Annotated in this window: 11 protein-coding genes; 6 read left to right on the forward strand and 5 right to left on the reverse strand. The window is 73.1% G+C overall.

What is annotated here, in order from left to right; translation table 11 throughout:
• Nucleotides 1-7: 7 nt before the first annotated feature.
• The 4 genes from O3438_RS18785 to O3438_RS18800 all read left to right on the forward strand — a co-directional run bounded on the left by O3438_RS18785 (nucleotide 8) and on the right by O3438_RS18800 (nucleotide 5,216).
• The gene (locus O3438_RS18785; protein WP_269681184.1) at nucleotides 8-1,015 is read left to right on the forward strand and encodes a cytochrome d ubiquinol oxidase subunit II; all 1,008 of its coding nucleotides are present in this window, start codon (nucleotides 8-10) and stop codon (nucleotides 1,013-1,015) included.
• Complete coding sequence (gene cydD, locus O3438_RS18790; RefSeq protein WP_269681185.1) at nucleotides 1,012-2,688, forward strand: thiol reductant ABC exporter subunit CydD; 1,677 nt, start codon at nucleotides 1,012-1,014, stop codon at nucleotides 2,686-2,688. Before O3438_RS18785 ends, cydD begins: the two co-directional genes overlap by 4 nt.
• Nucleotides 2,685-4,472, forward strand: coding sequence for a thiol reductant ABC exporter subunit CydC (gene cydC / locus O3438_RS18795; RefSeq protein WP_332367463.1), 1,788 nt, complete (start codon nucleotides 2,685-2,687; stop codon nucleotides 4,470-4,472). The genes cydD and cydC overlap by 4 nt, the downstream gene beginning before the upstream one ends.
• Before the next feature lie 69 nt (nucleotides 4,473-4,541).
• A complete protein-coding gene (locus O3438_RS18800; RefSeq protein WP_269681186.1) occupies nucleotides 4,542-5,216 on the forward strand; it encodes a permease prefix domain 1-containing protein in 675 nt (224 codons plus the stop codon).
• A 22-nt stretch (nucleotides 5,217-5,238) separates the two neighbouring features.
• On the opposite strand, the gene O3438_RS18805 is transcribed toward O3438_RS18800, so the two are convergent.
• Entirely contained in the window at nucleotides 5,239-5,580 is a 342-nt protein-coding gene (locus tag O3438_RS18805; RefSeq protein WP_145786255.1) for a PadR family transcriptional regulator, read from the reverse strand.
• Nucleotides 5,581-5,740: 160 nt separating this feature from the next.
• On the opposite strand from O3438_RS18805, the gene O3438_RS18810 reads away from it, so the two are divergent.
• Nucleotides 5,741-6,697 (forward strand): DNA primase, encoded by a 957-nt coding sequence (locus O3438_RS18810; RefSeq protein WP_269681187.1) that lies wholly within the window; start codon nucleotides 5,741-5,743, stop codon nucleotides 6,695-6,697.
• Between the two features lie 39 nt (nucleotides 6,698-6,736).
• Nucleotides 6,737-9,169 carry a transposase gene (locus O3438_RS18815; RefSeq protein ID WP_269683682.1) on the forward strand — a complete coding sequence of 811 codons (2,433 nt, stop codon included), beginning with the start codon at nucleotides 6,737-6,739 and terminating at the stop codon, nucleotides 9,167-9,169.
• A gap of 235 nt (nucleotides 9,170-9,404) precedes the next feature.
• Here the strand turns inward: O3438_RS18815 and O3438_RS18820 are convergent, their stop codons facing one another.
• The 4 genes from O3438_RS18820 to O3438_RS18835 form a co-directional block, all read right to left on the reverse strand.
• Nucleotides 9,405-9,998 (reverse strand): GTP-binding protein, encoded by a 594-nt coding sequence (locus O3438_RS18820; RefSeq protein ID WP_088986404.1) that lies wholly within the window; start codon nucleotides 9,996-9,998, stop codon nucleotides 9,405-9,407.
• Between the two features lies 1 nt (nucleotide 9,999).
• Nucleotides 10,000-10,377 (reverse strand): DUF742 domain-containing protein, encoded by a 378-nt coding sequence (locus O3438_RS18825; protein WP_030329021.1) that lies wholly within the window; start codon nucleotides 10,375-10,377, stop codon nucleotides 10,000-10,002.
• A gap of 99 nt (nucleotides 10,378-10,476) precedes the next feature.
• Nucleotides 10,477-10,881, reverse strand: coding sequence for a roadblock/LC7 domain-containing protein (locus O3438_RS18830; protein ID WP_030329023.1), 405 nt, complete (start codon nucleotides 10,879-10,881; stop codon nucleotides 10,477-10,479).
• Nucleotides 10,878-14,483: a sensor histidine kinase gene (locus O3438_RS18835; protein WP_269681188.1), complete on the reverse strand. Its 3,606-nt coding sequence runs from the start codon at nucleotides 14,481-14,483 to the stop codon at nucleotides 10,878-10,880. Before O3438_RS18835 ends, O3438_RS18830 begins: the two co-directional genes overlap by 4 nt.
• Between the last annotated feature and the right edge of the window lie 321 nt (nucleotides 14,484-14,804).

Below are 14,804 nucleotides of genomic sequence, written 5' to 3' on the forward strand. Positions count from 1 at the left end.
AGACATCGTGGACCTCGCCTGGTACGCCCTGCTCGGCCTTTTCTTCGCCGGCTACCTGGTGCTCGCCGGTTACGACTACGGCGTCGGGTTGTTGCTCGCCCGAGGCGGCGGCGCGGCGCGGCGGCGGGAGGCGCTCACCGCCCTCGGCCCGTTCTTCCTCGGCAACGAGGTCTGGCTGGTGGCAGCCGTGGGCATCCTCTTCGGCGCGTTCCCGATGCTGGAGGGCGAGTTGCTCTCCGGCTGCTATCCGGCCGTCGCCGGCGCCCTGGTCGGCGTCATCCTGGTCACCGTCGGCGTGCAGCTGCGCAGCCGACCCGACGACGAACGGATCCGCGCGCGCTGGGACCGCGTCGTGATGGTCGGCAGCGCACTCGCCGCACTGGGCTGGGGTGTGGTGCTCGCCGCGCTGTTGCAGGGCGTTCCCCGGCAGGCCGACGGGCACGTCGCCGGGGTGTCGCACCTGGTCACCCCGTTCGCCGCAGCCGTCGGGCTGGCCATGGTCGCGCTGGTCGCGGTGCACGGCGCGACGTTCCTCGCCCTACGCCTGCCGGTCGAGGCTGCCGCCGTGGTCGGCCGCACAGCCCGCCGCCTCGTGCCGGTGGCGCTCACCGCTGTCGCCCTGGCCACCGTCGTGGGCCTGCTCTCCGCCCGGGTACGCGACGCGATCCAGCGACCGGCGGTGGCCGTACTCCTGCCGGTGCTGCTCATGGCGGCGCTGCTGGCGGCCCGCGCGGCGCTGGCGCGGCGACGGCCGGGGTGGGCCCTGGCCGCCACCGGCGCGGCCCTGGCGCTGCCGGTGGTGCTGGTCGGCGCCGCTCTGTGGCCCTACGTGCTGGTGTCCACGACCGACCCTGGCGCCTCACTGACCGTCGCCGACGCGGCCGCGAGCGCACCGACGCTACGGCTGCTCGGCTGGGTGGCGCTGCCGCTACTTCCGGCCCTACTAGGCTTCCAGGCGATGTGCTGGTGGGTTTTCCGAGGACGGACCGACGGTAGGGCACCGGTGTACTGGTGAAGCGCCGTCCGTTCGACCCGCGTCTGCTGCGCCGGGTCCCTGCGGCCCGGCGCGACCTTGCCGTGCTCGCGCTCCTGGGTGTGCTCGCCGCCGGGTTGATCGTGGCGCAGGCCACCGCCCTCGCGACGGTCCTGGCCACCGCCTTCGACGGTCGGCTCGACCGGCCGGCGTTGGGCGCCTTCGTGATCGCTGTCGCCGCCCGCTCCGCGCTGGTCTGGGCCCAGGGCACGGTCTCGGCGCGGGTCGCCGCCACGGTCAAGGCCACCCTGCGGGCCGACCTGCTCGGCGCGGTCGGCCGACACGGGCCGGGCTGGGTGGCCGGGCAGCGGGCCGGTCAGGTCGCCACCCTGGCCGGGCGCGGTCTGGACGCGTTGGACGCGTACTTCACCGGATATCTGCCACAGCTCGTGCTCAGCGTGACGGTCCCGGTGGCGGTGCTGGCCCGGGTCGTCTTCGCCGACTGGAGCTCGGCGGTGATCATCGCGCTGACCCTGCCGCTGATCCCGGTCTTCGGCGCGCTGCTGGGCTGGCAGGCACAGGCCGCCACCGAACGGCAGTGGCGGCGGCTCTCGTTGCTCGGCGGGCACTTCCTGGACATGGTCGCCGGGCTGCCCACGCTGCGGGCGTTCGGGCGGGCCCGGGCTCAGACCGACGTGGTACGCCGGATGGCCGACGGCCACCGAGTCGCCACCATGAAGACGCTACGGATCGCGTTCCTCTCCGCGTTGGTGCTGGAACTGGTCGCCACCCTCTCGGTGGCACTGGTCGCGGTGCCGGTCGGCATCCGCCTGCTCGGCGGCGGGCTGGCGCTGCAGACCGCGCTGCTGGTGCTGCTGCTCACCCCGGAGGCGTACCTGCCGCTGCGCGCCGCCGGCAGCCGCTTCCACGCCAGCATGGAGGGCCTCGCCGCGCTGGACGAGGCGCTGACCATCTCGGCCGCTCCCGTCGCGCCCCGGGCCGCCGAGGGCGCCGCCGTGCCGGACGCCCGGCGGGAGATCCGGTTCGAGGGGGTGACAGTGGCGTACGAGCGGACCACCGCGCTGCGCGACGTCACACTGACCATCCGGGCGGGCGAACGGATCGCCGTCATCGGCCCCAGCGGTGCCGGAAAGAGCACACTGCTCGGCCTGCTGCTCGGCTTCGTGACCCCGACCAGCGGCCGGATCACCGTGGGCGGGGTCGACCTCGCCACCGCCGATCCGGACGCGTGGCGTCGGCAGCTCGCCTGGGTGCCGCAGCGGGCGCACCTGTTCGCCGCCTCGCTGGCCGACAACATCCGGCTCGGCGCACCGGACACCCCGTCCGACGCACTCGCCACCGCGGTGCGCGACGCCGCCCTGGACGACGTCGTGGCCGGCCTACCGGACGGCCTGGACACTCTGCTCGGCGAACGCGGCCACGGGCTGTCCAGCGGGCAACGACAGCGGGTGGCGCTGGCCCGGGCCTTCCTGCGGGACGCCCCGGTGGTGCTGCTCGACGAACCCACCGCCCGCCTGGACACGGCGGCCGAGGCGGTGGTGCTCGACGCCACCCGCCGCCTGGTCGCCGGACGGACCGCGCTGCTGGTGGCACACCGGCCGGCACTGCTCGCCGACGCCGACCGGATCCTGCGCATCGAGGACGGTCGGGTCACCGAGTTGACGCCCGAACCGACCGGAAAGGCCGCCCGATGACTGGGGAACACGCGCCGGCGGTGGCCGACTCGGTACCGGCCGGGCGGGTCACCGCCGAGCGGGCCGTGCTGCGGCTGGCCCGCCCCTACCTCGGTCGACTGGTCGGCGCCGGGCTGCTCGCCGCCGCCACCGAGTTCGCCGGGCTCGCCCTGATGGCGACCGCCACGTGGCTGTTGATGAGCGCCGCCGGCCAGCCCCCACTGGACCGGCTCACCGTGGCGATCGTCGCGGTACGGGCGCTGGCGATCGGCCGTGGCGTGTTCCGCTACACCGAACGGCTCGCCGGGCACGACGCGGTGCTCCGCATGATCACCGATGTCCGGGCCCAGGTCTTCGCCACCCTCGCGGCCCGCCGCGACGCCGCGCACCGCTCGGGGGACGTGCTGAGTCGGCTGGTCTCCGACGTCGAGGCCGTCCAGGACCTGCTGCTGCGAGTGCTGGTACCCGGTTCGGCAGCGGCCCTGGTCGGTGTGCTGGCGGTGGCCGGGGCGGCGCTCATCTCACCGCCGGCCGCCGGGGCTCTCGCCGTCGGGGTGCTGGTGGCCGGTGTGGCGCTGCCCACACTGGCCACCGCTGTCACCCGCCGCAGCGCGGCCCAGGTGGCACCCCTGCGCGGCGCACTGGCCACCGACGCGATCGACCTCACCCACGGCGCTGCCGACCTGGCCGCGTTCGGAGCGACCGACGTCGCGTTGCGCGCCGCCGAGCAGCGCGCCGACCAACTGGCCCGGTTGGAACGACGGCTGGCCGCCACCGGGTTCGCGGTGGACGCGGCCGGGGTGCTGACCGCCGGGCTGACCGCTGCGGCCGTGGTCCTGGCCGCGCTGGCCGCCGACGTGTCGGGGGTGCTGGTGGGTGTCCTGGCCGTCGGCGCACTGGCCGCCGTCGAGGTGACGCTCGCCCTGGTCTCGGCGGCGCGGCAGTGGACGCAGTTGCGGCCCGGCCTGGCCCGGGTGGCGATCCTGCTGGATGCCGGCACGCCGACTCCCCCGCCCACCGACGCGACGACCGACCTGGCCGGCCCGCACGAGCTGCGCTTCGTAGACGTGACGGTGCGGTACCGGGTCGGCGCGGCACCCGCCCTGGACGGTGTCAGCCTGGACCTGCCCGCCGGGCGGAGGATCGCCGTGGTCGGCCCGAGCGGCGCCGGCAAGAGCACCCTGGCGGCTGTGCTGACCGGCACCGTCCGGCCCGTGTCCGGCCGCGTCACAGTCGACGGTCACGACCTCTCGGCGTACGCCGAGGAGGCACTCCCCCGGGCGGTCGGCGGCCTGCTCGCCGAGGCGTACGTCTTCCACGCCACGGTTCGGGAGAATCTGCTGCTCGGGCGGGCCGGGGCGAGCGAGGACGAGCTGACGGCGGCCACCACGGCGGCCGGGCTGCTGGACTGGGTACGCGCCCAGCCGGCGGGCTGGGACACGCTGGTCGGCGAGGAGGGCGGGCAGCTCTCCGGTGGCCAGCGGCAGCGCCTGGCGCTCGCCCGGGCCCTGCTCGCCGCGCCACCGGTGCTGGTCCTCGACGAACCCACCGAAGGCCTGGATCCGGTGGCGGCGGACGCGGTGCTGGCGTCCGCTCTCGCCGCCACACCCGCCGGGCACTCGGTGCTGCTGATCACCCATCGGCTCAGCGGGCTTGCCGAGCTGGACGAGATCGTCGTCCTCGACGCCGGTCGGGTGATCCAGCGCGGTCGGCACGCCGACCTGGTCGCCGTGCCGGGCTGGTACCGGGACCAGTGGATGCTCCAGGCGGCCGCCGAACGGGGTTACCTGGCGCTCGCGCCCTGACCGGGCTAGGGGGCGGACCAGGGTTTCTCCCCGACGTCGGGCGTCAGGACTCCGTGGCAGGGTGGTGCCATGCCGCACCGTGAGGACGTGTTGGTCGACGAGCACCTGCGGGAGTTCGCCGCCCGGTTGCAGGGGCCGGCGCGGCTCAAGTCCGACCTGTTGACCGAGGCCCGGCACGGGTTGCTCGACGCCGTGGAGGCGTACCGCGAAAGTGGACTGCCGCCCACCGAGGCGCAGCGCCGGGCCGTGGTCGAGTTCGGCTCACCGGCGCAGCTCCTTCCCGCTTGGCAGGCCGAGCTGGCGGTGGGTGCGCTGCGCGGGCTGTCCCTGCGGATGCTGGCTGCCGCCGGGGTGGGGATGGCCGCCGGTGATCTGACCTGGCGCGGAGCGAGCTGGACCGACGGCCCACGCCCCCCGTCCGGCTACCTGCTGCTCTCCAGCTCGGTCGACTGGATCTGGGCGGGTGCCCTGCTGCTCGCGGTGGCCGGTCTGCTGGTGGTCGCGGCCAGCGCCCGTTCGCCACGGCCGGGCCTGGCCCGGTTGCAGCGCGCGGTGGGCGCCGGCCTGACCGGGATCCTGGCGCTGTCCATCCTCGCCGGGTGTGCCCTCTTCGGCTGGTCGGTCAACCTCTGGGACGCCGCGCTCCACTGGCCCCCGATGATCATCGGTGCGGTGCTGGTCGGTGGCGCCTACTTCTCGCTGACCCGTGCGGTGCGCGGTTGGCTGCTGGCCGTCGCCCGCTGAGCCGACAGCCGCCCGATGGGGGTCAGGCCGGGGTGGTGGGTGGGCTCCCCGGGTCCAGGAACCGGCCGACGGTCAGCTGGAAGTCGTGCCAACCGGCGCGTTCCCCGGCCAGCGCCCGCCGGCCGGAGTCGGTGAGCTCGTACGTCCGCCGCTCCCGGCCGTTGACGGTGCTCCAGGTGCTCGCCACGTGCCCGGCGCGTTCCAGCCGCCGCAACGCCGGGTAGATGGTGCCGGTGGGCAGATCGAGGCTGCCGTCACTGCGCTCGCGTAGGGCCTCGATGATGGCGTAGCCGTGCAGCGCGCCCTGTTCGAGAACGGCGAGCAGCAGAGCGTCGAGGTGGCCGTGCAACGCCTGGGCCTTCATGCGTAGCTACGCTACTTGTCGAACGGTCGGTTCGCCAGCGCCCACCGCCAGCAGGCCGAATTGGTGCGCCGAGCGGCCACCGGGGTGCGGGCACCGGTCACCCAGGTCCGCCGACTAGGGTATGTGCCCAGAGTCACTCGTCGGTCGGAGACCCCGGCGGGTGGGCAACCCGAAGCACACGGAGGTCAGCGTGGCCCGCCAGTCGCCCCAACGGCCCGACGCCGACGAGCCCGAGCTCGACGACACCACCGGCGCGGCCCAGCCAGACGAGATCGAGGAGATCGACCGCCCAGCGGGCCCGGTCGACCGTGCGCTCTGGGACGAGCTGCGCATCGATCCCGTGGAGATCGCCCTCCCCGCCGGCACCGGCTTCACGCTGCGGGCGTACCGGCCGGCCAGCTCGCTGACCCCGACCGACGTGGCCGAGCGCGACCTGGACGACCCGTTCCTCGCCCGCCGTCAGGTGATCGAGGAGGAAGAGGACGACGAGACCGTCGTCATCCTCGACGAGGAGCTGGCCGAGGAGTTCGCCGACAGCGACGAGGACGAGTCGACGCGACGCCGCCGCGACGGGGCCGCCGACACCGAGACCGCCGCCGAGGACGAGGAGGCCACCGACGAGGCGGACGACGAGGAGGTGCCGGTCTTCCTCAGCAACAAGGGCAAGCTGCTGCTGTTCAAGACCCCCGAGTCGTTGGTCAGTTTCATCCGGTCCGGCGCTCCCAACGATCTGTCCCAACTGGACAGCTGGAATGAATTGGCCGAACGGGTGGAGCCGGCAGATATCGTGCCGCTCGACGAGGACACCTACGAGCTCGACCTCGTCGTGGAGAACCTGCGCGGCGGGCACGACACCTGGGATTCGACCCTGCTGATCGAGGCCGGCGAGGTCGCTCGTGACCTTTCGTACGCATTGCGGCTGCCTGCGGTGCTCGACATGCTCTCCGCCGGCTCCAGTCTCGACGACCTGGACGAGGCGCTGCGGGCCACCGCCAACGGCGGCATCGGCGCTTTCATGGGTCGGCGACGGCTGAAGAAGATCGGTGCGCAGACCGCGAGTTTGGGTTGGCGCACCATTGTCGGCAAGATCTCTGCGGTGGTGGACTGGCGCGACTGACCCGTACCGGGGAGCATCAGTTGCTGGCAGAGGAAAGACCTGTCCCGGGAGGAGGACGACGCCGTGGCGCTCGTGCGCGTTTACTGCGGTCTGGCCTCGGCGGATCCGGCTGACCGACCGGCCTCCGCCGGCTCGACGCTGACGTCCGCTGTGGTCGACGACGCAGGCCGTCTGCTGCATGTCAGCGAGATCAGCGACGACGCCGCTGGCTACGCCCAGCTCGTCGCGCTGCTCGTGGAGCGGTCGGGCGGGCCGAGCGGAGCGGCCATCGCCGCCGACAGCGACGACCACACGGTCATCTCGCTGTTGAGCGCGGCGGGTCGACCTCTGGCGATCGCCGACGACGACTCGGTGGACGACTTCGCCGAGCGGTTCGCCGACGACGACTCCCTTGAGGAGATGCAGTCACCTCCGGCCGAACGACGGGCCGTCGGCCTGGCCCGCGCGTTGCAGGCCGGTGCGCTGTCGGCGGTCACCCTGCCGGCACCCCGGGATCTGGCCGGCTACAAGCAGGTGCTCTCCGCACACGCGGCGCTGGCCAGTGGTCGACACTCGGCCGCCGTGGCGCTGCGCGAGGTCCTCCGTGAGCTCTACCCGGCGGCCCTGCGGGCGTACCCGGACCCGGCCGAGCCGGTCTCGCTGGCGGTGCTCGACGCGCTGCCCGAGCCGGGCATGCTCGGCGGCACCGTGGCCCGCGGGCGCGAGGTGTCGGTCGCGGCCGACGCCATCGCCGCGCATCTGGCCGCCGACGGGGTCGCCGACGCCGACGAGATCAACGAGGCGGTCACCGCCCTGCGGGTCGCCATCTCCGAGACGCCCCGGCGCGCCGCGGTCAACCGGGCGCTCACCTCGGCGGTGGCCGAGACGGTCCGGCAGGCCGTCGCCTCCGTACGGGCCTGCGACGCGGGGTGTGAGGCCCTGGTCAGTGCCCTCGGTTCACGGGTCACCACGCCTGCCCAGGCACCCGGCCGCCGCGCCGCAGCCCGCCGTGGCGAGCCGGTCGGCGAACTGACCGGGATGACCGCCACCGGTGCGGGCCTGCGCTCGGTCCGCCCCACCCCGCCCGCCGAGCCCGCACCGGCCGTCGGGCGTCGCAGCCGCCCCGAGCCGATCCCCGGCAACGCCCCGGTGGCGTCGCCCCGCCCACTCGGGCCGCCCCCGACGGCACCGGCTCCGGTCACGCCGCCGCCAGTCGCGCCCGCACCGATGGCACCGGCCGCGATGGCCAAGCCCCCGGCGTCCACGCTTCCGCACCGCGCCACCGAGCCGGCGCCCAGCCGGATCGACGGTCCGACCAACCGACCGGTCTCCTCGCCGCCACCCCCGCCGCCGGGGATCACCCCGATCGCCCCCGCGCAGCGTGGCACGGTGCCTCCGGCCGAGGCCGGCGAGCCGTTCCGGCCGACGCTTACCACCGCCGCCATCAACAACGCGCGGGCCGAACGGCAGCGTACTGTCATCCCGCCCCGCCCGAAGACCAACGGCGAACGGTCGAGCCACCTGCAACGCCCGGTCGACGAGCCGCCCACGGGTGGGTTCAGCGCCACCGACCTCAGCATTCCGGTGCCGACCCCGAGGCCCGGTCAGGACACCGCGCCCCCGGGGTCCCGGGCCAACTGGCCGCTGGTCAACAACCCGGAGGACCCGGCCGACAGTTCGCCGAACAACCCGGTGGCCTACCCGTACGGCGGCGGGCGCGGTATCGACGCCCCCACCGATCCGGGTCGGGCCGACGGTCGGGTCACCCCGCCCTGGTTGGCCGACGACCTGCCCCAGGAGCCGCCCATGCTGCGGCTGGTGGAGCCGCCGCCGCTGGCCGACCGGGCGCTGCGGGAAGGGCTCAACCCGCCCACTGAGCCACACCTGGAGACGCCGCCGCTGCGGCTGGTCGACCGGGAGCAGGCCGCTCGGGGTGGTCGAGCGGCTGCTCGCGCCGACCGTGCCGCCGAGCACCGGCCGCTGCCCTCGATGGAGCACCGCCCGCCGCCCATGGAGCACCGGCCACCGCCGGTCGAGCACCGGCCACCGCCGGTCGCCGACGAGGGGGACGGCGACCTGCTGATCTTCGCGCAGGCCAAGTCGGCCTGGTTCGTCGGCCAGGCCGAGGAGTCCGATCTGGACTGGTCGACCACTGCCGACACCGGCTGGCAGGCAGCGGAGCAGGCCGCCCGTCCCGCGGTGGGCGCCGAGACCAACGCCGGGCTGCCGAAGCGTGTGCCTCAGGCCAATCTGGTCCCGGGTTCCCCGCTGCGCGAGGAGCGTCCGTTGCGGATAGTGCGCGATGCGGCAAGCCTCGCGGAGAACACCACCGGCTACTTCCGTGGCTGGCGTCGCGGCCAGGAGATCGGCGGTTTCGCGGTGGGTGGTCGGCCCGGTCGTGAGGCGGCCGGCGGCTGGGACTTCAGCCGCGACCACGGGGACCGTGACGACGACCGGGAGTACGAGTACCGCTCCGCCGGTTACCAGTCCTGACCTTCTCTACACACGACAGCGTCCCCGGTCAGTCGACCGGGGGCGCTGTCGCTTGTGTGGTGGGGGGCAAGGGCCGCCAGGACGCGACGACGCCGCCTCCTGAGGAGCCCGGAGGGCTGTCGGCCAGAGGGTGCCAGGGGCCGACAGCTCCAAGGCTCTCTGGAAGCGGCGTGGGGCGCGCAGAGTGCCGCGCCCGGTGGGGGCCGGAGCCACCACCGGGCGTGTTGCGTCCCGATCAGGCCGGGGCGACGGCGCGCGTACGGCGCATGGTGAGCACGTACTCGACCAGCGAGATCAGCACGTGCTTCGTCGACTCCCGGTTACGGGCGTCACAGGCCACCACCGGAACGTCGCTGGAGATCGCCAAGGCGTCCCGAACGTCCTGCGGGTCGTGGTACTGCATCCCGTCGAAGCAGTTGATCGCCACCAGGTACGGGAGGCGTCGGTGCTCGAAGAAGTCGATCGCCGCGAAGCAGTCGGCTAGCCGGCGAGTATCCACCAGCACGACCGCGCCGATCGCACCCCGAACCAGTTCGTCCCACATGAACCAGAATCGGGTCTGACCCGGCGTACCGAAGAGGTACAGGATCAGGTCACGGTCGATCGAGATCCGGCCGAAGTCCATGGCCACCGTGGTCGTCGACTTGCCCGGCACCTGCCGGGTGTCGTCGACGCCCACGCCGGCCGAGGTCATGATGGCCTCGGTGGTCAGCGGCGTGATCTCCGAGACCGAGCCGACCAGCGTCGTCTTACCGACGCCGAATCCACCGGCGATAACGATCTTCGCCGACGTCACGCGGCCGCCCGGGTTCGGCGGGCGGTGCGACATGTCAGAGCCTGCGAAGTCCACTCAGCACCCTCTCCAGCAGTTCAGTGCCCACCGCGTCGTCGGAGTCGTCCAGGATGGTCGGCTCGTGGACCGCGACCAGGCCGTCCGTCGCCATGTCGGCGATGAGCACCCGGGCCACACCGAGCGGGAGCTGCATCCGCGCCGCGATCTCCGCGAGCGACTGCACGCGTCCGTCACACAGCGCGGCGATGTACTGGTGTTCGCGGCCCTGGCCGCCGTTGCCATTGGCAGCGGCGCGACCGCGCACCGTCGTCTCGACGAGCGCCTCAAGCGCGATGTCGAGCCGGGGACGGGTACGACCACGGGTCACGGCGTATGGACGGACCAACGCTCCGGTCGGTTCGTCACGATCGGCCATCTCGCCGCTCACCTCCTTCGCACCCGTTACCGGCTCCCACCGGTGAAACCCGTCGTTGTTGTCGTTGCAGTTGTGCCGACCTCATCGATCGGCGAGGCGTCAACCCAGCATTCCCGCAGCCGCACGCGGCTGCGGGGTCAGAGCGTCACCGACCCGGTCGACCAGCAGCGCCATCTCGTAGCCGACCTGGCCCACGTCGGAGCTGCGAGCAGCCAGCACGGCGAAGGACGAGCCATCCGAGATGGACATCAGGAACAGGAAGCCATTGTCCATCTCCACGACGGTCTGCAACACCGCGCCTCCCTCGAAGCAGCGGGCTGCCCCCTGGGTCAGGCTGACCAGACCCGACGAGATCGCGGCGAGCTGGTCGGCCCGGTCGCGCGGCAGGTCCCGTGACGACGCCAGGAGGAGGCCGTCGGCCGAGACGGCGACCGCATGCGCGACACCGGGCACCCGGTCGGCGAAGTTGGCCAAAAGCCAACCAAGATCCTGAGTAGTTGTCATCCTTCTTGCTCCTTCTGCCCGCTCCCGGCCACCGGGCCTGAGCCAGACTGCGAGGATTGCCCACCCGAAGTCGCCTCCGGGTTGGTCGGGTTGTCCGAGGTGCTACGCCCTCGCTGCACGCCCCGGTGGTAGGCGGAGAGCAGGCCACGGACCGCCTCCGGGGAGCGCCGCTGGACCGAGGTGGTGGGCTTCTCCACGGCACCCGGCACCAGCTGCGCCATCGGCTTGCGCTTCGGCAGACCGGTCGTGGTGGTCTCGCTCACCGGCACCGTGTCAGCCGCCGCCGAGGCAGCACGCCAGCCGTCGTCGGCCGCGGTCTGCCAGCCGTTGGTCTGCGGCTGGGGCCGGCGGTTCGGCAGGCTTTCGGCGAGGCTGGGGCGACCGCCCTCGTTCGCTGTGGAGCCGTTGCCCCGCGGCCCTCCGGCCGTCGGAGTGTCTGCCATCGGTGTGTTACCTGTCGTCCCGGGTGGTGTCTTGTGGACTGCCTGACCGGTGGCCTCGACGGCGGCGAACTGCTGGGTCGCGTTGTCGCCGTTCGTCGCCGGCTTGGGGCCGGCGGCGCCCTCCTCCGAACCCGGGCGGCGGGTACGGAACCAGGCCGACTCGAGCTCCCGGAAAATCGGCAGCTCCATCGTCTCGTCCGCGTACCGCTGGCGGTTCTGGGCCTGCGGTTGCTGCGGAGCCGGCCGACTCTGCGGAGCCGGAGCCGGAGCCGGAGCCGAGGGCTGGGCCGGAGCCGGAGGCTGGGCGGCTGCGGCGGACGGCTGTTCGCCGGGTCGCGGCACGCGCGGCAGCTCGGTGGTCATGTCCAGGGCGGCGGCGAGCCGCTCGGGCACCGGCGGGGTGGCCGCGTCCCGCTCCCCGTTCGGTACCGGCGGCCAGGCCGGCGGCGCCGGAGCACCGGCAGCCGGCGCGGGCGGGGCCGACCGGGGCGTGAACCCGCTGAACGACTGACCGGAGGCCGGCGGCGCCGAGTACGGCTGACCCGAGTACGGCTGACCGGACGCCGGCGACGCCGACACGGGCGAGGCGGACACCGGCGGACCGGCGTACGGCTGGCCCGAGGCCGGGGCCGCGGACACCGGGTGACCGGTGTACGGAGCTCCCGAGTAGGGCTGGCCGGAGTAGGGCTGACCGGAGGCCGGCGAGGCGGAGACCGGCGCGCCGGAGTAGGGCTGCGCGGAAACCGGGGGCGCCGAGTACGGCTGCGTCTCAGGGCTGCTCGGCAACTGCCGAGGGATGGACGGCTGCTGGCCGGTGCTCGGCCCGTCGTCCCCGCCACGACGCTGCGGCAGCGGGTCGATGCCCTGGCCGTTGGCGGGCCGTGGGGTGAACCCGTCGCCACCGTTGACGCCGTTCGCGCCGGCGGCACCGGTCAGGTCGGACCAGGCCGGCATCGAGCGGTAGCCGCCGGCGTTGGCCGGGGTGCCGGATCCGTTGCGCGAAGCGGGCTCGAACGGACGACCGCCGAGGGTGACCTGGTTGCCGGACTCGCTCGGACGGGGGCCGTTGCCCAGGGCCGGCAGCGCGCCGAAGACGGGGGCGGGCCCGTTCTGCTGGGGGCCGCCGGCCGCGGGGAGAGCCGGGGGCTGCTGCACCCGACCGGAGAGCGCCCGGGGCACCAGCACCGAGGTGGGCAGCGTGACGTCCGCAACGGTGCCACGGTCGGAGCCCGGGCGCAGCTCGACCCGGACGCCGTGCCGGGAGGCCAGCCGGGCGACCACGACCAGGCCCATCATCCGGGAGACGGCCACGTCCACCTGCGGCGGCGTCGCGAGCCGCTCGTTGAGGTCGTGCAGCTGGTCGGCGCTGATGCCGATGCCGCGGTCCTCGACGTAGAGCGAGGCGCGGTCGCCGACCCGGCGGGCCTCGACCATCACCTGCGAGTCGGGCGGAGAGAACGCGGTGGCGTTGTCGAACAGCTCGGCGACGAGGTGCACCAGGTCGTTGACCGCGTGCGCGGCGACCTCGATGTCACGGTCGATGACGCCGAACTCAATCCGGGTGTAGTGCTCGACCTCGGACTGCGCGGCGCGCAGCACGTCGATGAGCGCGGCCGGCTCCCGCTGCACGCGGGTGGAGTCGGCACCGGCGAGCACCAGCAGGTTCTCGTCGTTGCGGCGCATTCGGGTGGCCAGGTGGTCGAGCTGGAACAGCTCGGCCAGGCGGTCCGGGTCTTCCTCGCCGCGCTCCAGCCGGTCGAGGTGCCCGATGAGGCGGTCGACCAGGATCTGTGAACGGCGGGCCAGGTTGACGAACATGGTCGCGACGGAGGCACGCAGTGCCGCCTGCTCGGCGGCCGTGCGGACGGCTTCCAGGTGGACGGCGTTGAACGCCTCGGTCACCTGGCCGAACTCGTCACGGCTGCGGACCGGCAGGGGCTCGGCGATCTGGTTCGCCAACTGCACCGGGGTGAGCTGCCCGACGACCTGCGGGTCACGCAGTCGGGCAACCGCCTGCGGTAGGCCGTACTGGGCGACGGAGAGGGCACCCTGCCGCAGTTCGCGGAGCGAACGGGCCATGGACCGGGCGACCAGGTAGGCGAAGAGGATGGCCAGCAGCAGCATGCTGAGCAGCAGGCCGGTCTCCAGGAAGACCTGGCGCTGGACGTCCGAGCGGAGGGCGTCGGCTTCCTTGACCACTTCGCTGTCGAGCTTCGTCTCGACGGTGCGGACCAGCTTCGCGTTGGCCGTCATGGCGGCTTCCCACTGGTCCGGGCCGAACGGCGCGCCACGCATGTCGCCGGTGGTGTTGCCGTCGATCCAGCCGGTGTAGTTCTGTGCCTGCCGACGGTCGCCGCCGGCGACGGTCTGGTCGTGGAACTTCGCGTCGTCCGGGGTCGCGACGGCCTTGAAGCTCTGCAGCGCCTGCTGCTGGCCGGTGCCACTGGCGATGTAGTCGGTGCGCAGCGCCGGCGTCAGGCGCTTTCCGCCCTTGACACCCAGCGCGCGGTGCACCACGACCCGGCGTACGGCGAGGAATTCCTTCTCCCGGGCGACCGCCGCGGCGGCGCGCATCCGGTCGCTCAGGTCGTTGTCGCCGGCGAGCTGCGTGGCCGAGTCACGGATGGCGAGCAGGTCGCTGATCAGACCCTCGTACGCCTGCACGGTCTCGGTGAGCGCGAGCTTGCCGTTGAAGACCTGGCTGCGGACGCCGGAGAGGTCCTGAAGGTTCTGGTCGATGCCGTCGAGCAGACCGTCCAGGCTGCTCGGCAGGTCCTCGATGTCGGCCCGCTGCTGCCGGTAGGGGATCGCGTCCTGGTCCACCCGGGAGTTCACCCGGTTGTAGGCCTCCTGGTACTGGGCCGTCGGCTGCGTCCCGTCCGCGCCCAGCAGCAGCACGGCGGCGGTGCGCTCGTCCTGCAGGCTGTCGACCAGGTCACCTGAATAGCTCGACAGATTCGCCAGGTCGCCGGCCCGGTTGGCATTGTTGAGCGTCTCCACGTGGTCGACCAGACCACTGGTGCCCACCACGACCGTGGCGATGGTCGGCACGATCATGATTAGACCGAGCTTGGACCAGATCGGCATGTCCCCGAGCCGGCTGGCCGGCTGGCGCAGCCGCGACAGGAGGGAGCCCGCCATCTTTGGCCGTTTGCTCACAACACCGCCCTCGCGATTACAGCTTCAACGCGTTGCCCAGGGCAACGCCCAGCGACCGACCCGGCGGGTCGGACCCCCGAGATTCCATCACGCCCGTCGGCAAGAAGAAAGCCCAGGTTGTCCCGGACCGAAGGTGTGATGAGATGTTGATGCGATTTGATAGCAGTCCGTCTGGCCGGAGTAACTGAAGGTAATGGAACATCCGCACCGTGTTGTCCTGCTCGCCGGCCCTTCGGGCTCCGGAAAGTCGTACATAGCGCAGCAAACCGGGTTACCGGTGCTCTGTTTGGACGACTTCTACAAAGACGGCGATGACCCTAC

The organism is Micromonospora sp. WMMC250, assembly GCF_027460215.1.
GTDB lineage: Bacteria > Actinomycetota > Actinomycetes > Mycobacteriales > Micromonosporaceae > Micromonospora > Micromonospora taraxaci.